The sequence below is a fragment of the Brevundimonas halotolerans genome (assembly GCF_003730275.1).
Taxonomy (GTDB): Bacteria; Pseudomonadota; Alphaproteobacteria; order Caulobacterales; family Caulobacteraceae; genus Brevundimonas; species Brevundimonas halotolerans.
Genome location: NZ_QTTA01000019.1, coordinates 1 through 26,304, shown reverse-complemented (window position 1 = coordinate 26,304; position 26,304 = coordinate 1). Strand labels below are relative to the sequence as shown.

Sequence of the window (26,304 nt, the reverse complement as noted above, 5' to 3'; positions counted from 1 at the left end):
GGTTAAATTGCGGGCAACGGTGTAGGTGTTTCGACCTCAAGGAGTTTGCCCCAAAGGTCTTTGGCCTGAGAAATCCTTTCAGGCGTAGCTTTCTGAGGCTTTCTACGTGACGTTTCTTCCCAGTAGCCTTCTTCCATTTCCTTCCGAAGGAAGGCGGCAGTGGCCGCAAGCTCCAAGGCTATAGAGTCGTAGGCGCAGGCGACATCAACGATACTTTGGGTTGCCCCATCCACCTTACAGGCAACATTTGACCGAAAGACGGTAAACGTCCCACCCCAAGAGGCGGGCCGATCTTCCATCTCGATTAATCCATCAACCAAGGCCTCCTTCATTTCAAAGGCCAGGTCCTCACTATACGGGCCGTAATAGTGGTATCGGAAGCTGAGAGATCCAGACAAGCCAGCGGCCTTGAGGATAAATGCAATCTTCTGAAGCCGGGTCTTGCCTACGAGTTCTCCCCCTGCGGCAGACACAATTGCATGGACGGTGTTGCAATCATTTAGCATCAGTTCATTGCCTCCTTGATGACGGCTTGGACGATGTTACGGGCTTCACCATCGTCGGGTCTCGTATACAGCCTGTTAACTTCGAACGGCATTAGAGCCCTTACCACGGCGGATTCGTCGGCTAAATCTACTGGGCGACCCTCCACCAGAATGTGGATGCGCTGAATGGCTCTAGGCGAATCATAAGCTCGTCGCTTGTACGGATTTCGACTAAAATTGTCGCTTAGAATGCGGTTGGCCAGAGATTGATTCGACTTCACCGCCTCCGCGAGTAGACGCGCGAACTTCACGGTTCGAGGGTTAGCTGGCCCGTTGACGTGCCCCCCTGCGAGCGCCCTTCCCACGTCGATGGCCTTCGGAAGATTTCGGTATCGTAGATCATTTGCAACGCGGGCTAACTCCGCGTCTTTCGCTTGAGCGATTAGCGGCAAGGCCCCCCAAACAACAGTGTCGTCGAGCTCCAGATAATTTGAGAGCGTCTGATCTCTGAGATATCGAATGAGGGGATGGTCAGCCGGTAGGCCGGTTTGACCTTCACTTCTTTCATCGACCAATGATTTTATAGACTGCATCATCAGCCCAAAGAGCTGTTCCGCCCCTCGGGTGGTTTTGTGCAGGTAGACGTTAGGATAAAGCTGAAACAGTGAAAGTACATAACTTTCACCCGCCCAGAGCGCCTTGTTGGCCAAAACGAGTGTATCGATTTCCGCATATTTCTGGTCATCAACGCCAACATCGATTTTGCAAACCTCAAGATTGCTAAGAAGCCAAGTAAAATCGATGCCCCCAATCTGGGTACCCGTCATCATTCGATCTCGCCGCATATAATCAAGGCGATCTGCATCGAATTGGCTGGAAACCACTGACGAGTATATATCCGGAGATGACTCGGCCTTGAAAATTTTGGCCACGTCAGAAGACATATTCTGCCTGTAGTCATCCATAATCTTTGAAACATCAGGCGACTGAATAATCTTCTCTGTCCATGCCTCATGTCGGCCGCTCATGTTTAGAGCGGACTCAAACGCGTGGCTAAATGGTCCGTGCCCGAGATCATGAATCAGGGCGGCGCAGATAACGGTTTCTGCGGCCTCCCGATTAAAGTTATTGCCAAGCTTCTCGGCGATAACACCACAGAGCAAGCGGGCCGTGTGAAAGACGCCCACGCTATGTGCAAATCTTGAGTGAGTCGCGCCAGGGAAGACGAGGTCAGAGAAACCCAACTGTCGAATACGCCGCAGTCTTTGAAACTCTGGTGTTTCCAAGAGTTTCCAGATCATGCATTCGAACGCGCTGTCCGAAAACTCGATTAGATCGTGAACCGGGTCCCTGAGCCTTTGATGCATCATGTTCCATCCCCCTCAACCGCTCATTAGCAGGCTGCGGAGCAGCGCCGGGAAACGATGAGGGCCTGAGTCGGAAATTGAGTCCATAAAGTTGCATACTTGGCCCTCCTGCACAAGAACGAAAGAGGAACAAATATCTCTTTCCGCCTTCCCACGGCACCCCCCTTGGTGTCCTCTGTGTCCATCTTTGTGCTCTCTGTGATGAACCCGACTTCACCGCCCCCACACCGGCCCGCCGCCTGCCCGCTCCGATACTCGGGTCAAGCCCGAGTATGACGGGTTGAGGGGTCCAACTATCCGCCCTGCCCCGCATTTCCCCTGCCCTTTCAACGGCCCTCGCGTTTCTCGCACCGTTTTGCTCGCCCTGGCTCGAGCCCATGCAATCATCCCCCTGTCCCGTCGCGGGGGAGGGCGCTCGGCCGGCGTTCGATGCGGCGGCGGGAGCGGATGGAGCGGGGCTTGTTTGCTTGGCCTATCGCTCGCGCCGCGGGCGCTCGCTGCTTGAGGCCGTTTGGTCGCGGGCTACGGGCAAGTCTCGCGGATGCGGGCCGGGTCAGAGCCAGCAAGGCCGACGCCACCACACCTCCGGGTGCGGGTGCCGTCGAAGGGTCGGGGGGGATACCCGGCCGGTCCAGGGAAGGCGCCGCCGGCGCCTCCTGCCCGCCGGGGGCGCTGCGGTAAGGCCCGAACACGGCCACCCGACGCAAGCTCTTGGAAAACCGTCTGCGCGGGGCGTCAGTCTTCGTCGAAACGGTAAACCATAGTCACTCCGGGCGAAGGCCCGGCGTCCCGCCGCCCTCCCCACCGCTGCCGGTAACGGCAGGGGCGTAGAGGCATGCCCTACACTCACCTCCCCATTTCATGGGGAGGGGGACCGCGTAGCGGTGGAGGGGGCGGCGCTGCCGTTTGCCTTCTGTGCCTGTCCGCCCCGGCGTCTCCCGTCGAGGCGCCCCCTCCGTCACGGCGCAGATGCGCCGCGCCACCTCCCCGTCGGGGACGGAGAGGTGAATGCCTTCCTCCTCTCCCCTCTCATCAAAAAAGGACCCCCGCCCATGCCGCATCCCCGTACCGCCCGGCCTGCCGCCGACCCGGAAGACGACTGCTCCCCCGAGGAGCTGGCAGAGCTGCGCGCCGAACTGCAGAGTCGGCTGGACCATCTCCGCCGCATGCGGGCCGAGGGCGCGAGGGAACGTGGTGACTTGACCTGACGCGGCAACGGTTGCACCCCGGGGGTCCCCAATTCGTGAGGTGACCATGCGCCCCTTCTCCGCCCTCCCCGCCGCCCTCGTCTCCGCCCTCCTGCTGGCGGTGCCCGGCGCGGCCCTGGCCCAGGACATGCTGATCCGGGGCGGGCCGATCCATACGGGGGTGGTGACCGCCCCCTCGGCCGAGGTGGTGCTGGTGCGCGACGGCCGCATCGTCTTTGTCGGGGCCGAGGCGGGCCTGCCCGATCATGCGGGGGTCCCGGTCATCGACCTTGAGGGCGCGGTGCTGTTCCCCGGCTTTACCGACGGCCACGCCCATCTGGACGGCATCGGCGCGCGCGAGATGGAGCTGAACCTCGAGGGCTCGGCCTCGGTCGATGAGGCCATGGTGCGGCTGGAGGCCTGGGCGGTGGCCCACCCCGAGGGGCCGATCCTCGGCCGGGGCTGGATCGAGACCCGCTGGCCCGAGGCGCGGTTCCTGACGGCGGCCGATCTGGATGCGGCGGCGCCGGGGCGGCTGGTGTTCCTGTGGCGCGCTGATGGCCATGCGGTGGTGGTGTCGTCGGCCGTGCTGGCGGCGGCGGGCATCGATGCCTCAACCGTCGCACCCTCGGGCGGCGAGATCCTGAAGGGGCCGGACGGCCAGCCCACCGGCCTGCTGGTCGATGCGGCCATGGATCTGCTGGGCGGCGTCTGGCGCCAGCTGGGAGAAAATCCCGTGTCCCCGCGCGAGGTCTACCGCGCCGGCTTTGCCGTCTATGCCCGCTATGGCTGGACCGGCATCCATTTCATGAGCGCGCCGTGGCGGGACATCCCCCTGCTGGAGGCGATGGCCGAGGCGGGCGAGGCGCCGATCCGCGTCTACACCAGCGTCACGCCCGACGGCGCCGAGGCCCTGTTCGCCTCGGGCCCGCGCTCGGTCGCCGACGGCCGGGTCATCACCCGGGCGGTCAAGATGTATGCCGACGGGGCGCTAGGCTCGCGCGGGGCGGCCCTGTTCGAGCCCTACTCTGACCGGCCCGACACCACCGGCCTCATGCAGATGACGGCCGCCGAGGCCGTGCCCGTCTATGAGGCCGCCCTGCGCTCGGGCATCCAGATCGCCACCCACGCCATCGGCGACCGGGGCAATGCCTCCGTCGCCGACTGGTATGCCGAGGCGCTGGCGGCGGTGCCCGCGTCCGAGCGTCCGAACGGCGAGGACGTGCGCTGGCGGATCGAGCACGCGCAGATCCTGCGGCCCGGGGATTACCGCTGGTTCGTGGACCTGCCGATCATCGCCTCCATGCAGCCCAGCCACGCCATCGGCGACCTGCATTTCGCCCCGGCCCGGCTGGGCGATGCCCGCCTTGACGGCGCCTATGCCTGGCACAGCCTGGTGGACCTCGGCGTGATCGTGGTCGGGGGCTCCGACGCTCCCGTGGAGCGCGGCGATCCGGCCATCGAATTCTATGCCGCCGTGGCCCGCCGCGACCTCGAGGGCTTCCAGGGCCCCGACTGGCGCCCGGACGAGGCCGTGGACCGGATGACGGCCCTGCACATGTTCACCCTGTGGCCGGCCTATGCCAGCTTCCGCGAGGACGAGCTGGGCACGATCGAGGAGGGCAAGCGCGCCGACTTCACCGCCTTTGACCTCGACCTGATGACCGCGCCCGAGGCCGAGCTGCCGAACGCCCGGGCCGTGCTGACCATCGTCGACGGCGAGGTGGTCTACCGGGCCGGAGCGGACACCAGCAGGCCCTGAGCCTGCAGCGTCGCATCGGCGTTTTCCGTGACGCTGATGGCGACCGCCTCGATGCCGTGCTGGCTTTCCAGCGCGGCCAGCCAGCTGAACAGGGCCGCCGTCGGGGCCTGTTGGGCGGCAAAGGCCAGACCGCCGTCGTCGCCGGGCGACAGCTCGACCGCCAGCCCCTGGGCCTCGGCCAGCGGCCCGGCTACCTCGGCCAGACGGGCGGGGTCCGATGTGGCACCGGGCCGGATGCGAGCCTCCGCCGCCGCGATCAGCCGGGTGGCCTCGGTCGCCTCGATCCGCCGCTCCGCCGCCGCCTCGCGCCAGCCGTACAGCGGCTGCACCACGCCGTAAAAGACCACCAGCCCCAGCACCACGACCGCCAGCCCGATCAGCATCGCCCGCTCGCGCGGCGTCCGCCCCGCCAGCCAGTCCGTCACCGCCCTCATGCCCCCACTCCCACGATGATGTCGCTGGCGATGCGGTCGCCCTCCTCCAGCGTCGCCTCCTCGACCATGCTCAGCCCGAGCGCCTCAACCCCGCTCCGGATCGCCTCCAGATCCTGAAACGCCGTATAGCTGACGGTGGCCCGGACGCCCGAAACCGGATCTGCGGTCAGGCTGTCCAGCTCCGCCCCCGGCACGCCTTCCAGCGCCTGGAACAGGACAGCGGCCACCACCGCCACCCCGCCCGGCGGTGGTGTCAGGGCCAGACGCCGCTCGGCCTCGGCCAGCGGATCGGCATCTGCGGCCATGTCGGGAAACAGCACCCGCGCCCGGGCCTCGGCATCCTCGCGCAGACGGCTGGCCGCCATGTCGTCGCGGATCGCCGCCGCCGCCGTCAACACCAGCGGCGAGACCAGCATGGCCAGCGCGAGGGCCCCCGCCAGACGCCAGGCCTTCCAGCCCTCGCCCGCCGTCGTCCGCCGTTCGCTGCCGCCCAGATCGACCGGCGGGGTGAGCGCCGTGGCGATCAGCCGGGCCTCGAGCCCCGCATCGCTCTCGATCGGCACCAGACGCCGCTCGCCTGCGATCACGGGCGCCAGATCGGGCTGCACCGAGACCGCCAGCCGCTGACCCCTCAGCGCGACGACGGGGCCGAAGGTGATCGCGTTGAACGTATCGGCATCCTCCGGTTCGGCCGGCACCAGACTGTCGGGGACGAGGGCGTCGGCCTTCAGCCCCAGCCGCGCCAAGGCGTCGGTCCAGGCCATCAGCCGGCCCTCGGAGACCGCCGCAACCAGCCGCGACCCGTCCGCCTCGACCGGGCCCAGCGCCACCCGCATGCCGGCCGCCTCGACCGCCAGATTCTCGCGCAAGGCCCAGAGTGCGGCCGCCCGCTGCTGGACCGGACGCCCGGCCGGCAGGGTCAGCCAGCGGATCAGCACGTCCGCCCCCGGCACGATGGCCACGGTCCTGACCCGCGTCGCCGGGACAGGCGGCGAGTCCGGCGACAGATGCCCGCGTTCCAGCACCCGGCCCTCCGCATCCAGCATCAGGAAGGGGGCGGGGTCGGTCCCTTCGGCGGGGATCAGCACAAGACGGGTTCGGCTCATTGGTCGGCGGTCCAGCGATGGACGACCGTTTCGACACGGCCGTCAGGAAGGGTTCGGAACAGGGCGGTGCGCGTCACCCGCGCCCCGGCGAAATCGACGTCGCTGCGAAAGGCGAAATAGCGCGTCGTCAGGGTCAACTGGTCATAGACGTCCGAGGCGGGCGTCGCCTCGGCCATGGCCGGCTGGCTCCAGAAGGTGCCGATGTCGCGCCAGCCGCCGCGCGGGCGGGCGGCAATGGCGGCCCGGGCGCGGGCCGGGTTGAGCCGCCCTTCGGACAGCATGACCAGCAGGGGCGCGTCATCGACGCTCAGCGTGTTCGGATTGATCGGCGACAGGTCGGGGGTCGGCAGGGCGCAGACGAAGGGCCGCAGCCGGCCATAGACCTCGGCATCCACACCCCGGATCAGGCGCAGTTCGCCGGGCTCCAGCAACAGGGCGCCGGGGGTGCTCAGCGGCGTCTCGCGCCCGGCGTAGGCGGCGGTCTCGGCCCCGCGCGGCAGAGGCGTCTGGTCGCTGTCGATCCAGTCGGTCAGGGCCTCGGCGACGGCGCGCATGCGGCCTTCATCCACGCCCAGGGCGCGGCCCAGCGCCACCAGCTGTTCGGCGCCGCGCGGTCGGGCGACGTAAGCCCCCTCGATGCCCGAGACGACGCTGTTCAGATTGAAACAGGCCTGACCGTCACGGACCACGGCCTGGATCTGCCCGGCCTCGATGGGAAAGGCGAAGGGGCGACCGTTCCAGTCCGGCTCGGTCGGGGTGACCGGCCCCGCCTGCCGGATCAGGCGCTCGATCCGCTTCCGCGCCAGAGCTTCGGCGCCCAGCGCATACCACTGGGCCTGACCGACCGACGCCAGATTGGAGGCCCGACGCGTGGAGAAGCGCACGTCGTCCAGCAGGGCCACGGCGATGGCGGCCATGACGGTCACCATCAGCAGCACGGTCAGCAGCGCCATGCCCTTCCGATCGCGCCGGCCCCGCCTCATCGCCCGCTTCCAATCATCAGCAGCTGGTCCAGCGAACCATAGGTCTCCAGCGTCAGGCGCAGCCGCACGGCATCGGGCATGGTCTGGCGAATGCGCGGCTCGAACACCGGCGTGTCGACCCCCAGCGAGACGAACGACGCCTCGGCCACGGTCACGCCGGTGGCGACGACCTGAACCACGCCGGGTCCCGGCGCATCGGGATGGGGCCGCACCCGGCGCTCCAGCCGATCCTCGACCAGATGATATTCGATGCCGATCAGGCCCGATCCGTCCTCGTCCAGTCCCACGCCAGCCCCCGTCCGGGTCAGGGCCAGCACCAGGGTCGGGTCGGCCCCGACCGTCGCCCGGGTGCGCAGCGGCACAATCCCGTCGCCACCCGCCAGCGGTCGCGCCACGGCCTGACTGACATCGGCCTTCAGCAGAGCCCGCATGCGCTGCACCTCGGCCAGCCGCTCGGACGCGGCCTTGACCGCAAAGCGGCTGTCGATCGACACCCCCATCACGGCCGTGCCCGCCGCCGCGATCAGGGCAAAGATCGTCAGGGCGATCAGCACCTCGGTCAAAGTGAAGCCAGCCCGTCTGCGCATCACGACACCGACCGGAACAGCACGGCCTCAGCCGAGGTCCAGACCCCGTCGTCGGACACGCGCACCTCGATGCGCAGCAGGGCCGGATCGCCCGTGCCGCTGACGATCCGGCGCCACATCCAGCGCCGTCCGCCCAGATCGGTCTCGCCCGCTGTCTCGCCGGGCGCGGGCGGATCGACCGCCACCAGCGTCTCGACCGCCAGATTGTCGGCGACGATGCCGGCCAGGGTCCGCGTCTCCAGCTCGCCCGCCGTGCGGGTATTCTCGGTCGTCATGCGCAGCAGGGCCAAGGCCGCCAGGCTGAAGACCGCCAGCGCCACCATCATCTCGATCAGGGTGAACCCCGACCTGCGGCGACGTCGCAAAAAATGGCTTCCGCTCATTCCCGCGGAAGCGGGAACCCAGTTCTGGGCAGCATCCGCGCAGCGCAGGGCCCTTGCACCCAAAGCTCTGGCTCCCCGCTTCCGCGGGGATGAGCGGAGGTGAGGGAAGAGTCTAGCTCCCAAGACGCACCTCTCCGGCCAGATCGACCGTGACCGTCGCCCGTACGCGATCCCGGGTGAGCGACAGCCGCGCCGGCTCGGCCAGACCCACCGGGTCGAACATCACGGCCTCGACCCCGCCGGCGGATTCAACCCGGGTGCCCTCTTCCCACGCGACGCGCTTGAACGGGCCCTCGGTCAGGGGCGTCCAGCCGTCCTCGGCCCGCACGCGAAAGCCATAGCCCTCGGCGCCGATGTCGACCGCGACCGGCCGGTTGGTCAGGATGGCCTCTTCACGCGCGCGCACCAGTCGCGCCGCCAGCCGCTCGGCCTCGACCGGCAACCGGGGCGTGGGGTCGGGTGCGGCCAGAACCACGGCGGTCGCCGCCAGCCCGATAACGGCGACCGTCACCATCATCTCGACGAGGGTGAAGCCCGCGCGGCGCGCGCGATCAGCCTTGCCAGTTGCCGATGTCGGCGTCATTGCCCTCGCCTCCCGGCTTGCCGTCGGCACCGTATGAGAAGACGTCGAAGGTCTGACCGTGCTCGCTCTCGCGACGGTACTGATAGGCATTGCCCCACGGGTCTTCCGGCAGACGGCGGATGTAGCCACCTGTGCGATAGCGGTCGGCGCGCGGCGAACCGGACGGCACGGCGGTCAGGGCCGACAGCCCCTCACCCGTCGTCGGGAAGGTCAGCATGTCCAGCCGGTACTGCTCCAGCGCATTTTCCAGCGTGGCCAGATCGGCGCGGGCCTTGCCGACCATGGCCTTGTCCTGACTCGGCAGAACGTTGATGACGACCACCGTCGCCAGCAGGCCGATGATGACGATGGTGACCATCATCTCGACAAGGGTGAAACCCATCCTCCCCCGACGCGCAGCTTCGGGGGAGGGGGACCACGAAGTGGTGGAGGGGGCGGAAGTCGGGCGCCGGCGCTTGAAAGTGGCCCCCTCCACCCCCCTGCGGGCGGTCCCCCTCCCCCGTGAAGGACGGGGGAGGATCTGATGTTCGGGTGTGTGGGTCATGATGTCATCCCATGGCCAGGGTGTTGATCTGAAGGATCGGAAGAAGGATCGACAGGACGATGACGGCCACCACCCCGCCCATGACGATGATGATGCCGGGCTCCAGCAGGCTGAGCATGACGGCCGTGAAGGTGGCGAACTCGCGCTCCAGATAGTCGGCGGCGCGGTCCAGCAGGGGCTCCAGCCGCCCGGCCCCCTCGCCAGATGCGGTCATGTGCACCAGCAGCGGCGGAAACACATCGGCCCGGCGCATGGCGCCCGAAAGCGAGCCGCCCTCGCGCACCACATCGGCCATGACGCGCGTTGCGGCGGCCAACCGGGTGTTCGAGACGGTGCGTGCGGTCAGGTTCAGCCCTTCCAGCACCGGCAGGCCCGAGGAGATCATGGTCGATAGGGTGCGAGCCATGCGTGCGGCATGCAGGTCGCGCGTCAGCCGGCCGGTGATCGGCACGCGCAACAACAGGGTGTCGGCCTTCAGCCTCAGGGCCGGCCGCCGCAGCGCCAGCCCCGTGATCGCGCCCAGACAGACCATCACCAGGGCAAGGATCAGACCCCAGTCGCGCATGGCGTGCGAGACGGCAATCACCCCCTGGGTCAGCAGGGGCAGGTCCTGATTCATGCTGCTGAATTGATCGACCACCTTGGGCACGACAAAGGTCATCAGGGCGGTGATCACCGCCAGGGCCACGACCGCCAGCGCCGCCGGATAGACCAGGGCGGTGATGACCTTGCCGCGTACCTCCTGCTCGCGTTCCAGCCCGTCGGCCAGACGCTCGAGGATCGGCTGCAGTGCGCCCGAGGATTCCCCCGCCGCCACCATGGCGCGGTACAGGGGCGGAAAGGCGCGGCCCTGTTCGGCCATGGCCTCGGACAGGCGACGCCCCTCGACCACCCCCTGATGGACGGCCTCCAGACAGCGGCGCACCTTGGGCTTTTCGGCCTGCAGGGCGAGGGTGCGCACGGCCTCCTCGACCGGCACGACCGAGATCAGGGTCGCAAGCTGCCGCGTGGCCAGCGCCAGCGCACGGGGGTCCAGTTTCGTGCCGCCGGGGGTCTTTGAAGTGTCGGTGCGCGACAGGCCGCGGCCGGGCTGGACCTCCAGCGGCATCAGCTGCTTGCGTCCGACCTGATCGCGGGCGGCCTGCAGATCCGCAGCGTCGAGACTGCCCCGGACCGTGCGCCCCCCGCCGTCCACGGCCACATAGTCGAACCGGGGCATCAGGCCACCGCCTCGATCGGCGGCAGGTCCTCGGACCGGGTGCGGGTGACGCGCAGCGCCTCCTCGACCGAGGTCGTGCCCTCCAGCACCAGCGCCCGCGCCTGACCGGCAAGCGTCCGCCCGTCACCCAAGGCCTCGGCATTCATGGCGGCCTCGTCGGCCCCGGTGGTGATCAGGCGGCGCAGGGTGTCGGTGACCCGGATCGTCTCATACAGGCCCACCCGCCCGACATAGCCGGACTGGTTGCAGTGGTCGCAGCCGGTCGGACGCCAGACCGTCTGGCCCGCCGCAATGCCGACCAGCCGCGCGGTCGCCGCATCGGCTACCTCGGGCGTATGACAATGGGGGCACAGACGCCGCACCAGCCGCTGGGCCATGATCAGCCTGAGCGTCGAGGCCAGCAGGAAGGGCTCGACCCCCATGTCGCGCAGGCGGGTGACGGCGCCCGCCGCATCATTGGTGTGCACCGTCGACAGCACCAGGTGGCCGGTCAGGGCCGCCTGCACCGCGATCGAGGCGGTCTCGACGTCGCGGATCTCGCCGACCATGACCACATCGGGGTCCTGACGCAGGATGGCCCGCAGCCCGGCGGCAAAGGTCATGCCGACCTTGGCATTGACCTGGGTCTGGCCGACGCCCTCGACCGCATATTCGACCGGGTCCTCGACGGTCAGGATGTTGCGGGTGCCGGTATTCAACAGCGACAGGCCGGCATAGAGGGTGGTGGTCTTGCCCGAGCCCGTTGGGCCGGTGACCAGCAGGATGCCGTTCGGCTCGGCCAGGGCGGCGTGATAGGCCTCGAGCGTGGCCTCATCCATGCCCAGATCGCGCAGGCCCAGACCCGCCTGATCCTTGTCGAGAATACGAAGCACCACCCGCTCGCCCGCCCGCGACGGCAGGGTCGAGACCCGCACGTCCAGCGTCTTGCCGCCCAGCGCCAGCGGGATGCGGCCGTCCTGCGGGATGCGCTTTTCGGCGATGTCGAGCCGCGCCATCACCTTGATGCGCGACACCACCACCGGCGCCAGACGCGGGCTGAGGCTGAGGGCTTCCTTGAGCACGCCATCGACACGCATCCGCACGACCAGCGCCTGCTCATAGGGCTCGAGGTGGATGTCGGAGGCCCCCGCGCGCACCGCCTCGGCGATCAGGCCGTTGATCAGCCGGATGACGGGCGCATCGTCGGTGGTGTCCAGCAGGTCGGCGGCGGCCGGGATCTCGTCCACCAGACTGTCGAGACCACCGGGCAGGGCCAGATCGTCGCCGCCGTTCGACCCGGCCACCGGATCGCCGGCATAGGTTTCGGACAGCAGGCGGTCGAAGGCGCTGCGGCTCACCGGCTCGACCTTGAGCGGACACCCCAGCACGCGCCGGGCCTCGACCAGCGCCAGCGGATCGGCCCCCTCGCGCAGGGCCACGACCGCCACGTCGCCGCGCGCCGTCACCACCACGCCGTGGCGCTTGGCAAAGGCATAGCTGAGGGTCGGGTCGGCCAGCATCGTCATGGGATCAGGGCTGAACCGGCGGCTGAACCGGCGGCAGGGTGTCGCCGTCGACCGGAGCGACCGGGGCGGTCTCCAGATACTGCGGCGGCACCGGCGGCTGGGTGCGGATATAGTCGCGGATCAGCTCGTCGAGGCTGGGCTCCTGCCCCGGGGCGACGCGCAGCTGCTCCTGGCGCATATAGCCCCAGCGATCGGCGGTCAGGCGCTGGGCGTCGGCCGGGCTGCGGATGATGGTCGGGCGGATGAAGATCATCAGATTGGTGCGCCCGCGCTGACGGCTTTCCGAGCGGAACAGGCCCCCGATCAACGGCACATCCGACAGATAGGGCACCCGGTCCATCGAGATGCGGTCGTTCTGGTCCAGCAGGCCGCCGGCGACGGCGATGTCGCCGTCCTCGACCACCAGCGTCGTCTCCAGCTCGCGCTTGTCGAGGATCAGGTCCCCGGCATTGCTGCTGAGGATGCCGTTGATGCTCGACACCTCCTGACGAATGAACAGGGTCACCGACCCACCCGCATTGATCTGGGGCCGGACCACCAGCTTGACACCGATGTCCTGCCGCTGGGTCGTGCGGAAGGGGTTGTCATTGCCGTTCAGCAGCGTCTCGCCGGTCGTGATCGGCACTTCCTGACCGACCAGAATGGTGGCCTCCTCATTGTCCAGCGTCATCAGCGACGGGGTCTGCAGCAGGTTCGAGCCCGAGTCGGTCTTGGCCGCATTGATGATGAAGCCGAACAGGGTATCGCCGATCCGCCCGCCGCCGCCGCCGATAAAGCCATTGGCCCCCAGCAGGCCGTTCAGCGCGGCGGTCGCCAGGTCGTCCCGCAGGGGGTCGTCCTCATCCAGATCACGCGCCGCCAGCGCCCCGCCGATAGACAGCAGGGGCGCGGCGCGCTGGGAATAGTTGGTCGCCAGAATGGGATTGCCGTCCTCGCCTGCCAGCAGCCACTGGACGCCCAGTTCGCGCACGGCATTGTCCGACAGCTCAACCACGATGGCCTCGATCAGCACCTGCTGGCGCCGCCGGTCCAGCTGGGCGATCACATCGCCCAGCATGCGCTGGGTCTCGGGCGGGGCCGAGATGACCAGGGCATTGGCGCCGGGATAGCGGGCAATGGTGGCGCGCTGGCCGGGGGCCGCCGACGCGGTCGCCGCCTCGCCGCCTTCGGCCGGTTGCTGACCCGACGCGGACGAGGGCGTCACCGTCTGGCCGACGATCTGCTGCAGCACCGGCAACAGCTGTTCGGCGTCGATATGCTCGAGGAAGATGACCCGCACATCGTCCGAGGTCAGGGCCCGCTGGTCGAGGTCGAAGATCAGCGACTGCACCCGCACCAGCGCCGCAGGCTCGCCCCGCAGCACGATGGAATTGGAGCTCTCGACCGCCGTCACCTTGACCAGTCCCTGTCCGGCCTGACCGCCGACCGGGGCCAGCACCTCGTCCAGCACGGCGGCGATCTCGCGCGCCGAGGAGTTTTCCAGCGTCACGACGACGATGTCGGTGCTGTCGACGTCGATACGCGCGATCAGGGCCCGGACGCGGGCCAGATTGTCGGCAAAGTCGGCCACCACCACAGTGTTGCTGTTGGGATTGGCCAGCACCTGTCCCTGCGGCCCCACCAGCGGGCGGATGGTCTCGGCAGCCGAAGCGGCGTCGATGTGGTGCAGCTGGAAGACCTCGGTCGCAAAGCGTTCCGAGCCCACGGTCGCCGGGCCCTGGGCCGCGCCCTGGGCGGGAGCGATGCGGTAGGCGCCCGACGACGTCGGAATGACCACCAGACCATTGGCCCGCAGGGTCGACAGAAATACCTCATAGGTCTCGGCCGGGGTCAGGGGCCGGTCGCTGGTCACGGTCACCGTGCCGGTCACCGACGGGTCGACGATGAAGGTCCGCCCGGTCGAGCGGGCGATGTCCTGAATGAAGGCACGGATGTCGGCGCCCTGCACATTCAGGATCTGGCGTTCCTGGGCCCGGGCCTCCGTCGCCGGCAGCGCGGCCTGCACGACAAACGCCGCAAGCATCAGGGCGGCCAGACGGCCGAACAGTCTCGATGACGAGCGGATCACGGGCGGGTCCTTACGGTGGTGGTCTGGGGGGCGCCGTCCCGCTCGAAGCGGATGACGGCCTCGGGCGCTTCGGCCAGATCGGTACGCAGGCGGTTGATGGCCGACGGGCCATCCAGGGCGATGCCATTGACGGACAGGATGACATCCCCGGCGCGCAGGCCGGCGGCCTGCAACTGGGCGCTCTGGCCGCGCGCCGTGACCGTAAAGCCATTGACCGACAGGCCTTGCATACGGGGACGCAGACCCGCCTCGGCCATCAGGCGGGCAGGATCGACCACGGCGGCCTCGGACGCCGCCGCAGCCGGAGCCGGGCGCGGCGGGGTCACCACCTGCGGCGTCGTGGGCGGTGGCGGCACGCTGGCGGCCCCCACGGGCACTTCGCCAAAGTCGATGCGGCTGACCGAACTGCCCCGGGCGACCGTCACATGATCCTGGGCGACCGCGCGCAGCACCAGTCCGGGCAGGACCTCTTCGCCGACCCCGACCGACAACTGGGTGCCGTCCGGCAGGCCGAGAATGGCCGAGCCGCCGCCGCCCGCGCCGGCCCGCACGCCAAACAGGCGCAGCTGCTCGCTGCCCGCGTTGGTGAGCTCGGCCAGGCTACTGCGCTCGCCCGTATGGAAAAAGGCATCGAACCTAGACAGAACGCCGGTGTCCGGCGCGGTCACACCCTCAGCCGCCCGGGCCCCGGTATTGGGGGCCATGAACAGCAGCACCAGCCGCACAAGCTGGATCAGGATCAGCGCTGCGATCGCCAGCTCGACACCCCGGCGCAGGCCCGCGCCGCGCGGGCGCACGGCATCCGTCGCCCGACCCGCCCCGAAGGCGGGCCAGGCCGATGGCCAGACCTGAAGGATGGATACGCTGCGGATCACCGACACTCGCCCCGCCGACCCGAAGCGGGTCCCTGAAATCTTCAGATGACGGATGGGTCTCATCCGCTCCGATTGCGGACGCTCTTACCCCGGACCCGCCCCCGCCAGCCCGCGCGTCTTGATGACAATGCCGCGTATGAATCACGAAGATTGCTCCGCGTGCGGAGCCAGTGTCGCGGCTCCGTCACCGTGTGTCGGAAACGACGGACGCTGGAGCGGGTGAAGGGAATCGAACCCTCGTCGTCAGCTTGGGAAGCTGCTGCTCTACCATTGAGCTACACCCGCGGGACCCGTCGGTCGGGCTGACCATAGTCCGCGCGGATCGGGCGCGCTAGACTGGCCGGATGATCCGTATCGGCGAAAATGAGCTTGAGCTCCGGTTCTTTCGCGCCGGGGGACCAGGAGGCCAGAACGTCAACAAGGTGGCGACGGCGGTCGAGCTGCGGTTTGACGCGGCGCGCTCGCCCAGCCTGCCGGACGGCGTCCGGGCGCGGCTTCTGAAGGCAGCCGGACGGCGGCTGACGCTGGACGGCATTCTGGTCATGACGGCGACGCGGTTCCGGACGCAGGAGCGCAATCGTCAGGATGCCATCGACCGGCTGCACGCCCTGATCGATTCGGTGACGACGCCGCCTCGCCCTCGCATCGCGACGCGACCGACGCGGGCGTCAAAGGAACGCCGCCTTCAGGCCAAGACCAGACGGTCGCAGATCAAGAGCGGGCGGGGGCGACCCGACGGAGATTAGCTCCCGGAAGCCGGGGCCGGGGCCGCCTCAGCCGGAGGGGCCTCGCGGAACAGCAGGACCGCGATCCGGTCCTCGGCATCAAAGCCGATCACCCACTGGGTCAGGATGCTCTCGAAACGGACCTCGAACATGTCGGCGCCGTTCTGGTGGCCGACATGGGCAATGGTTTCAAGGGCACCGAAGCTCTGGATAGCTGCGGTCAGATCGCCTTCGACCGGGCGCAGGCGGTTGGTCATGTCCTCGCTGAAGGCCGAGAAGTCGAGTGAGCCGTCCTGAGCGTCCGCAATCACCGCCTCGAGGGTCTCCCGGGCACGGGTGACGTCGGGAGCCTCGGCAGTGGGGGTTTCCTGAACGGCGACCGGCGGGGCGGGGCGGGGTGTCCCGTCAAAGGCGTTGGGCAGGCTGGCCGCCGCCGTCTCAGAGGGCGGCGCGTCGGTGTCCTGGGCCATGGCCATGCCCGATGTCAGGCTGACGGCCAGAGCGAGGCCCAGACCCAGTGTCAGACTCTTTGCAATACGCATGCCTTGCCTCCGGCTGTGGCGGTACAGGTGTCAGCGCTACAATTGACCCGTCAAAGCGACAGAACAAGGGCAGCCGTCGCCATGGCCAGGGCGGCCAGCCCCAAAACCATCGGCCATGGTGAGGCGCGGGGCACGACCACCACCGGTGCTATAGCCGTGTCGTCGGCGTCGCGGCGGATGCGCTGCGACAGGGCGCGCAGGCCGCTGACGACCTCCTCGAGAGCATCACGGACCTGGGCCTGCGGCCCCAGCTCGCGACGGATCCAGCGCTCGACCACCGGACGGGCGGCGGCCCACAGGTCATGGTCGGGGTTGAGCCTGCGGGCCACGCCCTCGACCGAGACCATGGTCTTTTGCAGAAGGATCAGCTCGGGCCTCAGCCGCATGTCGAACAGGGCGGTGATCTCGAACAGCTGGCCCAGCAACCGCCCCATGGACACTTGCGAGGCCTGTTTTCCGATCACCGGCTCGCCCACGGCGCGCAGGGCCTGGGCGAAGGCCTCGACCGAATGGCTGGGCGGGACATAGCCGGCCTCGAAATGGACCCGGGCGATCCGGTCATAGTCGCGGCTGAGGAAGCCCCACAGGATCTCGGCCAGATAGCGCCGCTCTTCCTTGCCCAGCCGGCCGACGATGCCGAAATCGACCGCCACCAGTCGCGCGGGCGCCGAGGCGAACAGATTGCCCTCGTGCAGGTCGGCGTGAAAGGTGCCGTGGTCCAGCGCCTGGATCAGGAAGGCCCGCACCACATTGTCGGCGAGGGCATCGGTGTCGAGCCCCGGCTGTTCGCGACACGCCGGACCGGTCATGGGCATGCCGGTGGCCCATTCCAGCGTCAGCACGCGCTTGCCGACCCCGTCCCAGACCACTTCGGGCGCGGTCATCAGGACGACGCCGTCCGACTCGCTCTTTTGCATAACCTCGGCCATTTCCGAGGCAGCGGCGGCCTCGAGGCGCATGTCCAGCTCCAGCTCCATGGAGCGGGCGATGGTCTCGACGAAAGCGCGCGGCTCAAGCCGGCGGGCGGGCGCCACGAACCGCTCGGCCATGCGGGCGGCAAGGCGAAGCGCGTCCAGCCCCTTGGCCACCCGCCCCTCGACCCCGGGGCGCAGGACCTTGATGGCCACCTTGCGACCGTCGTGCAGATGGGCGGCATGGGCCTGGGCCAGCGAGGCGGCGGCGATGGCGGGCTGCAGGTCGGCAAACAGGCTTTCTACCGGACGGCCGAGGGCACGCTCGATCTCGATACGGGCCTGATCCAGCGGAAAGGGCGGCAGACGGTCCTTGAGCCGCCCGAGGTCGAGCGCGAACTGCGTGCCGAAGATGTCGGCCCGGGTGGCCAGCACCTGACCGAGCTTGATGGCCGCCGGGCCCAGCTTTTCCAGCGCCCGCCCGACTCGCTCGCCGGGACGGCCGGTGCAGGCTTCCTTGCCCGAAAACAGATGCAGCAGGCCTGCCAGCGGCCTCAGCCAGGGCGGCAGAAGGGGCGTGATCTCGCGCGGCATCAGGGCGTCGTGCCGGATCAGGATCCAGCCCCAGCCGATCAGGCGCAGGGCCGCTGCCACGGGATGGCGCACCGGCAGGGTCCGGGGCGGTGCAGGGGGCTGTCGGAAGGCGCGGGTCAGGGTCAGATCGCCCAGGCGTGATGCAGCGCGGCGATCCCGCCGGACAGATTGGTGACGCTGACGTTCGAGAAGCCAGCCTGCTCGATCATGGCCTTGAAGGTCTGCTGGTCGGGGAAGCGGCGGATGCTTTCGACCAGATACTGGTAGCTGTCGCGGTCGCCAGCGACCCAGCCGCCGATGCGCGGGATCATGGTGAAGGACCAGGCGTCGTAGGCCTTCGACAGCGCCTCGCTGGTCGGGTGGGAAAACTCGAGGCACAGGAAGCGGCCGCCCGGTTTGAGCACCCGGCGTGCCTCGGCCAGGGCTTCCTCAACCTTGGCGACGTTGCGAATTCCGAAGCCGATCGAATAGGCATCAACCGAGGCATCCGGCAGCGGCAGCGACAGGGCGTCACCGACCATCCAGGTCAGCTCGGGCGCGGCCTCGCGGGCCCCGGCCTCCCGGGCGCGACCAGCGGCGATCATCTCGGCATTGTAGTCGAGCACCAGCACAGTGGCGGGCTCCCCGCCCCGGCGGGCGGCGGCCTTGCGGGCCAGTTTCGCATAGCGGAGCGCCAGATCGCCCGTGCCGCCGGCCACGTCGAGGATGACCTCGCCCGGTTGCGGGTTCAGGCGGGCCGCAGCTGCGTCCTTCCACAGACGGTGGACGCCGCCGCTCATCAGGTCGTTCATCCGGTCGTAGGACGGCGCGACACTGTCGAACACGCCGCGAACCCGGCGCACCTTTTCGTCGCGCGGCATGTCACGGTAGCCGAACGGCGAGGTGGTCTGATCGGAGGGGTCGGCAGTGCTCATGTCGCGCGGTTTAGCCTGTCGGTGGGGCGGCGTCACCGGTCCGTGTGGTCGCGGTGGCCGGATCAGGCCTCGACCGTCTGGGGCAGGCCCAGATCGGCCATGACGCCGCGCATCAGGGCGTAGCAACCGCACGCGGCCCCCTCCAGCGCCTTGCGGTCCGTGACACAGACCCAGCCACGCCCGCGCCGTATCAGACCCCGGCCTTCCAGCTCGGCGCTGACCTCGCTGACGGTGGCGCGACGCACGCCGAGCATGTCGGCAACATCGGCCTGGGTCAGGTCCAGCCGGTCACTGTCGGTCCGGTCGTGGGTGGTCAGCAGCCAGCGCGCCAGGCGCTGGTCCAGCCGGTGCTGGGCATTGCAGGCCGCCGCCTGCTGGACCTGGGCCATCAGGCCCTCGGTGAAGCGTGACAGGGCCACGCGCATCGGCGCGCTGTGGTACAACAGATCGGCGAACACCGCCGCCGGGCAGCAGGCGGCCACGCCTTCGATCTGGCAGACGGCGCGGGTCGCCGCCCGGCCATTCATCGGACCGCAGGTGACGCCGACCAGACCCTCGCGACCGATGGCGGCGGTCTCAACTGCGCGGCCCTCGCCCAGATCTGTCATCAGGGACACGACGCCGTGCAGGGGGAACCAGATCGCGTCGACCGCCTCACCGATGTCATAGAGCATCAGGCCCGGGTCGAACGGGGTCTCTTTCAGGTGCGGGGCCAGCCACTTCTGGTCGACAGGCCTGAGCGTCGCCAGCCAGAGGTTGTCAGTAAACGCGTCCATGGTCACCTCCGTAAGGGTGGTTTCCGCCAAACGACAAGCTTGGCCATTCGTTCCCGCCTTCCGGACCGCTCGCGGACCGGTCTATAGGGGGGCGTCGCATCAAAGGGAGTCACGCCATGACCGCAAAGATCGAGGCCGAAACGGCCATCCAGAGCCTTGAGGGATGGGCCGTCGATCCGGGCGAGGGCGACGCCATCCAGAAGACCTTTCGCTTTGCCGACTTCAATGCGGCGTTTGGCTTCATGACGCGGGTCGCCCTGATGGCGGACAAGCGCGACCACCACCCCGAATGGTTCAATGTGTACGACCGGGTCGAGGTGCGGTTGACCACCCATGACGCCGACGGGGTAACCGACAAGGACGTCGATCTGGCCCGCTTCATGAATGAGGTCGCCACCGCCATGGGAGCCCGCGCATGACCGATCGCGTCAAGGGGAAATGCGTCCTGATCACCGGGGCCGCCGGCGGCCTGGGTCAGGCGATGGCGCTGCGGCTGCTGGAAGAGGGCGCGACGGTCGCCCTGACCGATCTGGACACCGCTGCGGTCGAGGCCCTGCGCGACCGGCTGCTGGCCGATCATCCCGGCCGGGTGTTCGCCTTTACCCACGATGTGGCGCGCGAGGAGGACTGGGTCCGCGTGGTGGCCGAGGCCACCGAGGACATGGGCGGGCTGTCGGTGCTGATCAACAATGCCGGTATCGGCGGCGAGCTGCGCTATGCCGAGGCCGATACGCTGGACAACTGGCGCAAGGTCCAGGCGGTCAACATCGAGAGCATCATGCTGGGCTGCAAGCATGCCATGCCGCACCTGCGCGCCTCTGCGCCCGCGTCCATTATCAACATCTCGTCGGTGGCGGGACTGGCCGCCGCGCCGGGGATGGGCGCCTATAACGCCACCAAGGCCGCAGTCTGGATGTACACCAAGACCATCGCGCTGGAGGCCGCCAAGCAGGACTGGAATGTGCGCTGCAACTCGGTCCACCCGGTGTTCATCAAGACGCCGATCCTCGACCCCTTCATCGCCATGGCCGGCGGTGACGAGGCCAAGGCCCATGAGCGGCTGACCCGCGGCATTCCGCTGAAGCGCATCGGCGAGCCCGACGATGTGGCCTGGTGCGTGGTCTATCTGGCCTCGGACGAGTCCAAATTCGTGACCGGGTCCGAGTTCAAGATCGACGGCGGCATGCTGGCGCAGTGAGGCGGTCATTGTCCTCCTTCTGACATGCACGAGCGCCTCTCACCCTTGGGGCAGAGGTTGGGGGGCAGGCGGAGCGCCGGGCCTTCGCCCGGAGAAGATAGATATTACCGTTTCGACGAAGACAGACGCTCCGCGCGGGTGGTTTTCCGGAAGCTTGCGTCGGGTGGCCGTATTCGGGCCTTACCGCAGCGCCCCCGGCGGGCGGGGATGTCCTGCGACACCTCCCGGAACGGTCGAGTATCCCCCTCGACCCAATGTTTTTGGGGCCTACCGTTCGCGCCGCGGGCGCTCACTGCTTGAGGCCCGAAGTTTGATCGGCGGTGTCCCAACAACCCCGCTCCATCCGCTCCCGCCGCTCACAAGGTCGCAGGCCTTACGAGCCCTCCGTGCAACGGGACGGGGGAAGAGTGGCACACCGGCGGACCTGGTCGGGCAGAACGGTCCGGGAAGCGGTGGGGGCGTTGAAACGGTTGGGGAATTCGGGGGCGGCTATCATAGCTGAGGGCTTCGACCCACCATCAATTCTTCCTTCTCCCGATGGGAGAAGGTGGCGCGCGAGCGCCGGATGAGGGTCGGCGGCATATGTCGGCGCAAGCCGTGGCAGGACCGGTGCGACGGCTCACGCCGAAGGATGCAGAGAGCCCCTCACCCCCAACCCCCTCTCCCGCCGGGAGAGGGGACTTGAAGCAGGGAGGCCGTCTGCCCAGGTCGAGCCCGAGGATGACGGCTTACAGCAAATCGGTGGGCAGGATCTGGCTGCCCAGCAGGCGTTCCATGGTGGTCCAGTGGTCGGGGCCCTGGGCCTCGACCCAGTCCTGCACCATGTCGCGGCCCAGGCTATAGTTGATGATGTAGCTGCGGTAGGTGTCGATGAAGCGGATGCGGCGCTCGGCCGAACCGCAGCTGTGCATGCCGTATTTGATCAGCCGCTGGATAGTGGTCTCGCGGTCGGCGCGGCCCGACAGATAGTCGTCGGCGATCGTGTATTCGGCGCGCGCCAGCTCGCGGGTGACGTCGAGGATGGCAGACTGGACCTCGACTACGCGGGGGTCGATGCCGGCCAGCGGATAGAGGACCGCACGTTCCCATTCGCCGCGCGTCTCGCCCGGGAAGGCCAGGTCGATACCGTAGTTGGCGCTGCCCTCGGCGATCAGGCTCATCGGGCTGTAGAGCGGATAAACGCTCATCTCGACCCAGCCCTTCTCGCGGACAAAGGTCTTTTCCAGCAGCATGTTGTAGACGTGGTGGCCGGGATAGCCCTCGTGGCAGCCCAGGTCGATGGCGCGCTCGATGGAGATCGGCTGGTCGACATTGATCTGGATCAGGCTTTGCGACTGGCCCTGGTACCAGTTGTAGCCCGACCAGGGCTTGTCGGTGACGAATTCGAGGGTGAAGTTTTCGCCCTCGGGCAGGTCGATATGCGCCTCGGTACGGGCCTTGCACTCGGCGATGGCGGCCGCGATGACCATTTCCTGCCGGTCGCGCGGAATGGCGGTGCCGCCCCGGAAGGCACCCAGCCGGGCGTTCAGCGAGCCCTCGCCCGGCAGAAGGGCGTCCAGGCGCGCCAGCACAGGGTCGAAACTCTCCAGCGGACGCAGCTCGGGGCGGATGCCGAACAGAGCCTCGGCCTCATCGGCAAAGCCCATCTTTTCGCCGGCGATCATGCGCAGCCGGGCGTGGGCGGCCGACACATGGGCGCTGAGATAGGCCTTACGTTGGCGAAGGTCGGGCGAGAGTCCTGCGTCGGGCACGGCCTCGATCTCGACCAGCAGGGCCTCGGCCGCCTGCGTCAGCTCCGGCACGGGACGCAAATTGGCCTTGGCCTCGGCCGGCCAGGCCTCGGGCCCGTAATAGGCATCGACATAGCCCGGCTCATGCTCGCCGATCTCGAGGATCAGATGGACATAGTCCTCGGCGATGACGTTGAGGGCCGCCTCGCCATCCGGGCCGCGCGGCGCAACGCTGGCGCAGGCGGCGACCAGCAGGACGAGGGCGGCAATGATGCCAAGGGCCGGAATACGCATGGCGGGATCACTCCGTGTGGTTCACGCCAAGGCTTAAGCCGGGAGCGCCGGCGCGCCAAGACCAACCCGCAGGGCCGCCCCCGATGCCGCTGCTTTGGGATTGAGGCCCGTCCCGCGATCCTGTAAGCACCCCCTCCTTAGGTCCGCACCCGTAGCTCAGCTGGATAGAGTACTGCCCTCCGAAGGCAGGGGTCACAGGTTCGAATCCTGTCGGGTGCGCCATTTCCCTTTCTCTCTGTATGGACCCTCGGCATGAGCGAGCCCGTGCCTGACCTGCCCACCGGTCGACCCGTCGGTCGGGTGATCGCCATGCCGGCGGATACCAATCCCGAGGGCGACATCTTCGGCGGCTGGCTGCTGGCGCATATGGACCTGTCGGGGGCGACCCCGGCGTTCGAGCGGGCCCAGGGACGCTGTGTGACCATCGCCCTGGATGCCATGGTGTTTCACAAGCCGGTGTCGGTAGGCGACGAGGTGTCGATCTATGCCGAGATCGTCTCGACCGGACGCAGCTCGATCCGGGTCAAGGTCGAGGCGTGGAAACGGCCCCGCAATCAGGCCCATGCCCGGTCGGAACGGGTGACCGAGGGCATATTTACCTATGTGGCGATCGGGGATGATCTGAGGCCCCGGCCGTTGCCGGACGTGCCCGCCTGAGCCCTGCGACCCGGTGAAATCTTGACCTTTCGGGGTATCGCGCCTACCTCGACCTCATGGCCATTCGACGTATCCTGACCATCGACAATGCTGCCGATCTGGCGGTTCTGAAGCGCGTGTCCGAGCCGGTCGAGGGACCGGTGACCGATGAGCTGCGCACCCTGATGGATGACATGCTCGAGACCATGTACGACGCGCCGGGCATTGGACTGGCGGCCGTGCAGATCGGCGAGCTGCGCCGGGTGATCGTCATGGACCTGGCCGACAAGCCGGATGTGGCCGAGGACGCCGAGGATGCGGACCGCAAGAATCCGCGCTGTTTCGTCAATCCGGAGATCCTGTGGACCTCTGAGGAGACCGCCCCCTACGAAGAGGGTTGCCTGTCCATTCCGGAGTATTTCGACGAGGTCCAGCGCCCGGCCCGGGCCCGTATCCGCTATCTCGACTACGACGGAAAGAGTGTCGAGGAAGAGGTGGAGGGTCTCTATGCCGTCTGCATCCAGCACGAGATGGATCACCTGAACGGCGTGCTGTTCATCGACCATCTGTCGCGGCTCAAGCGCGAGCGGGCCGTGGCCAAGGTGAAGAAAGTCGCGAGGATGGCTGCCTGATGACCCGACGCGCCCCGAAACGGACTCCCCTTAAGCGTTCGCGCGACCGGATCGTGGATCCCAGCGGGCGGCGGCGCCTGACCCGGTCCGAGAAGATCGGCATTGGCAGTGTCGCGACCCTGCTGGCCGTGGGGGCGCTGGGCGTGATCGCCGGCGTGATCATCGACCGGCTGCTGGACTTTGACTCGCCGCTAGACACCGGCGGCGAATGGGACGAGGGCGGCGGGGTCTCCACCCGCTGGGAATAGAGACATTCTCCGGCCCTATCGCTCGTAACGCGGTTGCTCGCTGCTTGAGGGCGTGATCTCCGCCCATTGATCAGGATGTGATTTCATGCGTCTGGCCTTCATGGGAACGCCCGCGTTTGCGGTGCCTTCGCTGGCCGAGCTGGTGGCGTCGGGGCATGAGGTCGTTGCCGTTTATTCGCAGCCGCCGAAGCCGCGCGGGCGGGGCATGAAGCTGACCCCCTCCCCCGTCCAGGTATTCGCCGAGACCCTGGGCCTGCCCGTCTTCACGCCTGAAAGCATGAAGGCGGCCGAGGCCATTGAGGCCTTCCGCCGCCTCGATCTGGATGCTGCCTGTGTGGTCGCCTATGGCCAGATCCTGAAGCCCGAGGTGCTGGAGGCACCGCGGCTGGGCTGTCTGAACCTGCACGGGTCACTGCTGCCACGCTGGCGGGGAGCGGCGCCGATCCAACGGGCGATCATGGCCGGCGATGCCGAGACCGGCGTGCAGATCATGCAGATGTCCGCGGGGCTGGACGAGGGTCCGGTGCTGCTGTCGGAACGGCTGGGCATCAGTCCGCGCGATACGGCAGCCAGCCTGTCGGAGCGGATGGCGCACATCGGGGCCGGGCTGTGGCCCCGGGCGCTGGCGGCGCTGGAACGTGGCGGCGGCCAGCCGGTCGAACAGGTCGGCGAACCCACCTATGCGAAGAAGATCACCCCGGCCGAAGCGCGGATCGACTGGACCCGTCCGGCGGCCGAAGTGGATGCCCATATCCGGGGCCTGTCGCCCTTTCCTGGGGCCTGGTTCGAGGTAGAGGGCGAGGTCGGGCCGGTGCGGATCAAGGCGCTGATGTCCGCCGTGGTCGAGGGGTCCGGCGCGCCGGGCAAGGTTCTGGATGAGGCCCTGACGATTGCCTGTGGAACGGACGCGATACGGCTGGAGCGGGTCCAGCGTCCGGGCAAGGCCGCCCAGAGCGCGGAGGATATGTTGCGCGGCTTTGCCATTCCGACGGGCACAACCCTCCCCTCAAGCAGCGAGCCGCCGCGCGGCGAGCGGTAGGGGAGACAACCATGCCCCGCTACCGGTTGACGGTGGAGTATGACGGCTCGGGCTATTGCGGCTTTCAGGCCCAGGCCAGCCTGCCGACGGTGCAGGGCACGCTGGAGCGCGCCATTCTGGCCTTCAGCGGCGAGGCGGTGCGGATTGCGGCGGCCGGGCGCACCGATACGGGCGTGCATGCCACGGCCCAGACGGTCCATGTAGACCTGGCGCGCGACTGGCCCGAGCGGACGGTCATGAATGCCATGAACGCCCATATGATTCATGAGCCGGTCGCGGTGCTGGACTGTCGCACGGTGTCGGACGACTGGCATGCGCGGTTCTCGGCGACGGGGCGCGGCTATCTGTACCGCATCCTGAACCGCCCGGCCCCGCCGGCGTTGGACCGCAAACGGGTCTGGCATGTGAAGCAGCCGCTGGATGCCGAGGCCATGGACCGGGCCGCACAGGCGCTGGTCGGACTGCACGACTTTACGACCTTTCGGGATGTGAACTGCCAGTCAGCCTCACCGCTGAAGACGTTGGACGTGGCCCGGGTCGAGCGCGTCGACGAGGAGGTGCATCTGGTGTTTGCGGCGCGCAGCTTCCTGCATCGGCAGGTGCGGTCGATGACGGGCACACTGGCGCAGGTCGGGCTGGGCCGCTGGTCGGTCGAGGCTGTGGCCGCAGCCCTTGAGGCGCGCGACCGAGCCGCCTGCGGGCCCGTAGCCCCGGCCGAGGGATTGTACCTCGACCGGGTCGACTACGAGGCCAAAGCCTAGGACGAATCGACATTCAGCGCATCCAGAGCATGGAGGCAGCGATGTGGATGAAGGCAAGGTAGTGGCGCGCCAGCCTGTCGAATCGGGTGGCGAAGCGGCGGAAGTGCTTGAGCTTGTTGAAGCAGCGCTCGACGCGATTGCGCAGCTTGTAGATCCGAGGGTCGTGCGGGATCGGTGTCTTGCGCGAGCGGGTTGAGGGGATGACGGCCTCGGCTC

Annotated in this window: 28 protein-coding genes, 2 tRNA genes and 1 pseudogene; 11 read left to right on the top strand and 20 right to left on the bottom strand. The window is 68.1% G+C overall.

What is annotated here, in order from left to right:
• Positions 1 to 2 precede the first annotated feature (2 nt).
• Complete coding sequence (locus tag EG854_RS09020) at positions 3 to 506, bottom strand: hypothetical protein (protein ID WP_123287795.1); 504 nt, start codon at positions 504 to 506, stop codon at positions 3 to 5.
• Positions 506 to 1,786, bottom strand: a complete 1,281-nt coding sequence (locus EG854_RS09015) for an HD domain-containing protein (RefSeq protein WP_164461977.1) — start codon at positions 1,784 to 1,786, stop codon at positions 506 to 508. Before EG854_RS09015 ends, EG854_RS09020 begins: the two co-directional genes overlap by 1 nt.
• A gap of 1,118 nt (positions 1,787 to 2,904) precedes the next feature.
• Between EG854_RS09015 and EG854_RS13150 the strand changes: the two genes are divergently transcribed.
• Positions 2,905 to 3,060, top strand: a complete 156-nt coding sequence (locus EG854_RS13150) for a hypothetical protein (protein ID WP_164461976.1) — start codon at positions 2,905 to 2,907, stop codon at positions 3,058 to 3,060.
• A 46-nt stretch (positions 3,061 to 3,106) separates the two neighbouring features.
• Positions 3,107 to 4,801 (top strand): amidohydrolase, encoded by a 1,695-nt coding sequence (locus EG854_RS09005; RefSeq protein ID WP_123287792.1) that lies wholly within the window; start codon positions 3,107 to 3,109, stop codon positions 4,799 to 4,801.
• Here EG854_RS09005 and gspM read toward each other — a convergent pair.
• The 12 genes from gspM to EG854_RS08945 all read right to left on the bottom strand — a co-directional run bounded on the left by gspM (position 4,768) and on the right by EG854_RS08945 (position 15,373).
• Positions 4,768 to 5,235 carry a type II secretion system protein GspM gene (gene gspM, locus EG854_RS09000; RefSeq protein WP_123287791.1) on the bottom strand — a complete coding sequence of 156 codons (468 nt, stop codon included), beginning with the start codon at positions 5,233 to 5,235 and terminating at the stop codon, positions 4,768 to 4,770. The two genes, EG854_RS09005 and gspM, sit on opposite strands and share 34 nt — an antisense overlap.
• The gene (gene gspL / locus EG854_RS08995; protein ID WP_123287790.1) at positions 5,232 to 6,341 is read right to left on the bottom strand and encodes a type II secretion system protein GspL; all 1,110 of its coding nucleotides are present in this window, start codon (positions 6,339 to 6,341) and stop codon (positions 5,232 to 5,234) included. The genes gspM and gspL overlap by 4 nt, the downstream gene beginning before the upstream one ends.
• Complete coding sequence (gspK, locus tag EG854_RS08990; protein WP_241153194.1) at positions 6,338 to 7,294, bottom strand: type II secretion system minor pseudopilin GspK; 957 nt, start codon at positions 7,292 to 7,294, stop codon at positions 6,338 to 6,340. Before gspK ends, gspL begins: the two co-directional genes overlap by 4 nt.
• A 26-nt stretch (positions 7,295 to 7,320) precedes the next feature.
• Positions 7,321 to 7,911: a type II secretion system minor pseudopilin GspJ gene (gene gspJ / locus EG854_RS08985; RefSeq protein WP_123287788.1), complete on the bottom strand. Its 591-nt coding sequence runs from the start codon at positions 7,909 to 7,911 to the stop codon at positions 7,321 to 7,323.
• The gene (gspI, locus tag EG854_RS08980; RefSeq protein ID WP_241153193.1) at positions 7,911 to 8,276 is read right to left on the bottom strand and encodes a type II secretion system minor pseudopilin GspI; all 366 of its coding nucleotides are present in this window, start codon (positions 8,274 to 8,276) and stop codon (positions 7,911 to 7,913) included. The genes gspJ and gspI overlap by 1 nt, the downstream gene beginning before the upstream one ends.
• A gap of 130 nt (positions 8,277 to 8,406) precedes the next feature.
• Positions 8,407 to 8,877 carry a GspH/FimT family pseudopilin gene (locus EG854_RS08975; RefSeq protein ID WP_123287786.1) on the bottom strand — a complete coding sequence of 157 codons (471 nt, stop codon included), beginning with the start codon at positions 8,875 to 8,877 and terminating at the stop codon, positions 8,407 to 8,409.
• Positions 8,846 to 9,259: a type II secretion system major pseudopilin GspG gene (gene gspG / locus EG854_RS08970; protein WP_123287785.1), complete on the bottom strand. Its 414-nt coding sequence runs from the start codon at positions 9,257 to 9,259 to the stop codon at positions 8,846 to 8,848. Before gspG ends, EG854_RS08975 begins: the two co-directional genes overlap by 32 nt.
• A 166-nt stretch (positions 9,260 to 9,425) precedes the next feature.
• Positions 9,426 to 10,640, bottom strand: a complete 1,215-nt coding sequence (gene gspF, locus EG854_RS08965) for a type II secretion system inner membrane protein GspF (RefSeq protein ID WP_123287784.1) — start codon at positions 10,638 to 10,640, stop codon at positions 9,426 to 9,428.
• Positions 10,640 to 12,145: a type II secretion system ATPase GspE gene (gene gspE / locus EG854_RS08960; protein WP_123287783.1), complete on the bottom strand. Its 1,506-nt coding sequence runs from the start codon at positions 12,143 to 12,145 to the stop codon at positions 10,640 to 10,642. Before gspE ends, gspF begins: the two co-directional genes overlap by 1 nt.
• Positions 12,146 to 12,149: 4 nt before the next feature.
• Positions 12,150 to 14,168, bottom strand: coding sequence for a type II secretion system secretin GspD (gene gspD / locus EG854_RS08955; RefSeq protein WP_123287934.1), 2,019 nt, complete (start codon positions 14,166 to 14,168; stop codon positions 12,150 to 12,152).
• A gap of 41 nt (positions 14,169 to 14,209) precedes the next feature.
• Positions 14,210 to 15,151 (bottom strand): type II secretion system protein N, encoded by a 942-nt coding sequence (locus tag EG854_RS08950; protein WP_123287782.1) that lies wholly within the window; start codon positions 15,149 to 15,151, stop codon positions 14,210 to 14,212.
• A 148-nt stretch (positions 15,152 to 15,299) separates the two neighbouring features.
• A tRNA-Gly gene (locus EG854_RS08945) sits at positions 15,300 to 15,373 on the bottom strand.
• A gap of 59 nt (positions 15,374 to 15,432) precedes the next feature.
• Between EG854_RS08945 and arfB the strand changes: the two genes are divergently transcribed.
• Positions 15,433 to 15,834, top strand: coding sequence for an alternative ribosome rescue aminoacyl-tRNA hydrolase ArfB (gene arfB / locus EG854_RS08940; RefSeq protein ID WP_123287781.1), 402 nt, complete (start codon positions 15,433 to 15,435; stop codon positions 15,832 to 15,834).
• Here arfB and EG854_RS08935 read toward each other — a convergent pair.
• The 4 genes from EG854_RS08935 to EG854_RS08920 form a co-directional block, all read right to left on the bottom strand.
• Entirely contained in the window at positions 15,831 to 16,355 is a 525-nt protein-coding gene (locus tag EG854_RS08935) for a hypothetical protein (protein WP_123287780.1), read from the bottom strand. The two genes, arfB and EG854_RS08935, sit on opposite strands and share 4 nt — an antisense overlap.
• Positions 16,356 to 16,405: 50 nt before the next feature.
• The gene (ubiB, locus tag EG854_RS08930; protein ID WP_241153200.1) at positions 16,406 to 17,938 is read right to left on the bottom strand and encodes a 2-polyprenylphenol 6-hydroxylase; all 1,533 of its coding nucleotides are present in this window, start codon (positions 17,936 to 17,938) and stop codon (positions 16,406 to 16,408) included.
• Positions 17,939 to 17,982: 44 nt separating this feature from the next.
• Positions 17,983 to 18,774 (bottom strand): bifunctional demethylmenaquinone methyltransferase/2-methoxy-6-polyprenyl-1,4-benzoquinol methylase UbiE, encoded by a 792-nt coding sequence (gene ubiE / locus EG854_RS08925; protein ID WP_123287932.1) that lies wholly within the window; start codon positions 18,772 to 18,774, stop codon positions 17,983 to 17,985.
• A gap of 62 nt (positions 18,775 to 18,836) precedes the next feature.
• The gene (locus EG854_RS08920) at positions 18,837 to 19,550 is read right to left on the bottom strand and encodes a Crp/Fnr family transcriptional regulator (RefSeq protein ID WP_123287931.1); all 714 of its coding nucleotides are present in this window, start codon (positions 19,548 to 19,550) and stop codon (positions 18,837 to 18,839) included.
• Between the two features lie 116 nt (positions 19,551 to 19,666).
• Here EG854_RS08920 and EG854_RS08915 point away from each other — a divergent pair, with 116 nt between their 5' ends.
• Together EG854_RS08915 and EG854_RS08910 are read left to right on the top strand one after the other, a co-directional pair.
• The gene (locus EG854_RS08915) at positions 19,667 to 19,969 is read left to right on the top strand and encodes a 4a-hydroxytetrahydrobiopterin dehydratase (protein WP_123287779.1); all 303 of its coding nucleotides are present in this window, start codon (positions 19,667 to 19,669) and stop codon (positions 19,967 to 19,969) included.
• Entirely contained in the window at positions 19,966 to 20,748 is a 783-nt protein-coding gene (locus tag EG854_RS08910; protein WP_123287778.1) for an SDR family oxidoreductase, read from the top strand. The genes EG854_RS08915 and EG854_RS08910 overlap by 4 nt, the downstream gene beginning before the upstream one ends.
• 728 nt (positions 20,749 to 21,476) lie before the next feature.
• Here the strand turns inward: EG854_RS08910 and EG854_RS08905 are convergent.
• Positions 21,477 to 22,772: a hypothetical protein gene (locus tag EG854_RS08905; RefSeq protein ID WP_123287777.1), complete on the bottom strand. Its 1,296-nt coding sequence runs from the start codon at positions 22,770 to 22,772 to the stop codon at positions 21,477 to 21,479.
• A gap of 145 nt (positions 22,773 to 22,917) precedes the next feature.
• Between EG854_RS08905 and EG854_RS08900 the strand changes: the two genes are divergently transcribed.
• The 6 genes from EG854_RS08900 (at position 22,918) to truA (ending at position 26,088) form a co-directional block, all read left to right on the top strand.
• Positions 22,918 to 22,994: transfer RNA gene (locus tag EG854_RS08900), tRNA-Arg, on the top strand.
• A 30-nt stretch (positions 22,995 to 23,024) separates the two neighbouring features.
• Positions 23,025 to 23,429, top strand: a complete 405-nt coding sequence (locus EG854_RS08895) for an acyl-CoA thioesterase (protein ID WP_123287776.1) — start codon at positions 23,025 to 23,027, stop codon at positions 23,427 to 23,429.
• 56 nt (positions 23,430 to 23,485) lie between these two features.
• Complete coding sequence (gene def / locus EG854_RS08890) at positions 23,486 to 24,040, top strand: peptide deformylase (RefSeq protein WP_123287775.1); 555 nt, start codon at positions 23,486 to 23,488, stop codon at positions 24,038 to 24,040.
• Positions 24,040 to 24,288, top strand: coding sequence for a hypothetical protein (locus EG854_RS08885; protein ID WP_123287774.1), 249 nt, complete (start codon positions 24,040 to 24,042; stop codon positions 24,286 to 24,288). Before def ends, EG854_RS08885 begins: the two co-directional genes overlap by 1 nt.
• 85 nt (positions 24,289 to 24,373) lie before the next feature.
• Entirely contained in the window at positions 24,374 to 25,327 is a 954-nt protein-coding gene (gene fmt, locus EG854_RS08880; protein ID WP_123287773.1) for a methionyl-tRNA formyltransferase, read from the top strand.
• Positions 25,328 to 25,338: 11 nt separating this feature from the next.
• Positions 25,339 to 26,088, top strand: coding sequence for a tRNA pseudouridine(38-40) synthase TruA (truA, locus tag EG854_RS08875; protein WP_123287772.1), 750 nt, complete (start codon positions 25,339 to 25,341; stop codon positions 26,086 to 26,088).
• Between the two features lie 13 nt (positions 26,089 to 26,101).
• Here the strand turns inward: truA and EG854_RS08870 are convergent.
• Positions 26,102 to 26,304 (bottom strand): annotated as a pseudogene (locus tag EG854_RS08870) (hypothetical protein); the annotation flags it as partial.

Bases quoted from the DNA above. Each gene is read 5' to 3' on its own strand.
- fmt (WP_123287773.1), top strand. From the start codon at position 24,374: ATGCGTCTGGCCTTCATGGGAACGCCCGCGTTTGCGGTGCCTTCGCTG.
- EG854_RS08895 (WP_123287776.1), top strand. From the start codon at position 23,025: ATGAGCGAGCCCGTGCCTGACCTGCCCACCGGTCGACCCGTCGGTCGG.
- gspL (WP_123287790.1), bottom strand. From the start codon at position 6,341: ATGAGCCGAACCCGTCTTGTGCTGATCCCCGCCGAAGGGACCGACCCC.
- gspG (WP_123287785.1), bottom strand. From the start codon at position 9,259: ATGGGTTTCACCCTTGTCGAGATGATGGTCACCATCGTCATCATCGGC.
- EG854_RS08975 (WP_123287786.1), bottom strand. From the start codon at position 8,877: ATGACGCCGACATCGGCAACTGGCAAGGCTGATCGCGCGCGCCGCGCG.
- gspK (WP_241153194.1), bottom strand. From the start codon at position 7,294: ATGGCGCTGCTGACCGTGCTGCTGATGGTGACCGTCATGGCCGCCATC.
- EG854_RS09015 (WP_164461977.1), bottom strand. From the start codon at position 1,786: ATGATCTGGAAACTCTTGGAAACACCAGAGTTTCAAAGACTGCGGCGT.
- EG854_RS08950 (WP_123287782.1), bottom strand. From the start codon at position 15,151: ATGAGACCCATCCGTCATCTGAAGATTTCAGGGACCCGCTTCGGGTCG.
- arfB (WP_123287781.1), top strand. From the start codon at position 15,433: ATGATCCGTATCGGCGAAAATGAGCTTGAGCTCCGGTTCTTTCGCGCC.
- truA (WP_123287772.1), top strand. From the start codon at position 25,339: ATGCCCCGCTACCGGTTGACGGTGGAGTATGACGGCTCGGGCTATTGC.
- EG854_RS13150 (WP_164461976.1), top strand. From the start codon at position 2,905: ATGCCGCATCCCCGTACCGCCCGGCCTGCCGCCGACCCGGAAGACGAC.
- EG854_RS08905 (WP_123287777.1), bottom strand. From the start codon at position 22,772: ATGCGTATTCCGGCCCTTGGCATCATTGCCGCCCTCGTCCTGCTGGTC.
- gspE (WP_123287783.1), bottom strand. From the start codon at position 12,145: ATGACGATGCTGGCCGACCCGACCCTCAGCTATGCCTTTGCCAAGCGC.
- gspJ (WP_123287788.1), bottom strand. From the start codon at position 7,911: ATGCGCAGACGGGCTGGCTTCACTTTGACCGAGGTGCTGATCGCCCTG.
- EG854_RS09005 (WP_123287792.1), top strand. From the start codon at position 3,107: ATGCGCCCCTTCTCCGCCCTCCCCGCCGCCCTCGTCTCCGCCCTCCTG.
- EG854_RS08910 (WP_123287778.1), top strand. From the start codon at position 19,966: ATGACCGATCGCGTCAAGGGGAAATGCGTCCTGATCACCGGGGCCGCC.
- gspF (WP_123287784.1), bottom strand. From the start codon at position 10,640: ATGCCCCGGTTCGACTATGTGGCCGTGGACGGCGGGGGGCGCACGGTC.
- EG854_RS08885 (WP_123287774.1), top strand. From the start codon at position 24,040: ATGACCCGACGCGCCCCGAAACGGACTCCCCTTAAGCGTTCGCGCGAC.
- def (WP_123287775.1), top strand. From the start codon at position 23,486: ATGGCCATTCGACGTATCCTGACCATCGACAATGCTGCCGATCTGGCG.
- gspD (WP_123287934.1), bottom strand. From the start codon at position 14,168: ATGCTTGCGGCGTTTGTCGTGCAGGCCGCGCTGCCGGCGACGGAGGCC.
- EG854_RS08915 (WP_123287779.1), top strand. From the start codon at position 19,667: ATGACCGCAAAGATCGAGGCCGAAACGGCCATCCAGAGCCTTGAGGGA.
- ubiE (WP_123287932.1), bottom strand. From the start codon at position 18,774: ATGAGCACTGCCGACCCCTCCGATCAGACCACCTCGCCGTTCGGCTAC.
- EG854_RS09020 (WP_123287795.1), bottom strand. From the start codon at position 506: ATGCTAAATGATTGCAACACCGTCCATGCAATTGTGTCTGCCGCAGGG.
- EG854_RS08920 (WP_123287931.1), bottom strand. From the start codon at position 19,550: ATGGACGCGTTTACTGACAACCTCTGGCTGGCGACGCTCAGGCCTGTC.
- gspM (WP_123287791.1), bottom strand. From the start codon at position 5,235: ATGAGGGCGGTGACGGACTGGCTGGCGGGGCGGACGCCGCGCGAGCGG.
- EG854_RS08935 (WP_123287780.1), bottom strand. From the start codon at position 16,355: ATGCGTATTGCAAAGAGTCTGACACTGGGTCTGGGCCTCGCTCTGGCC.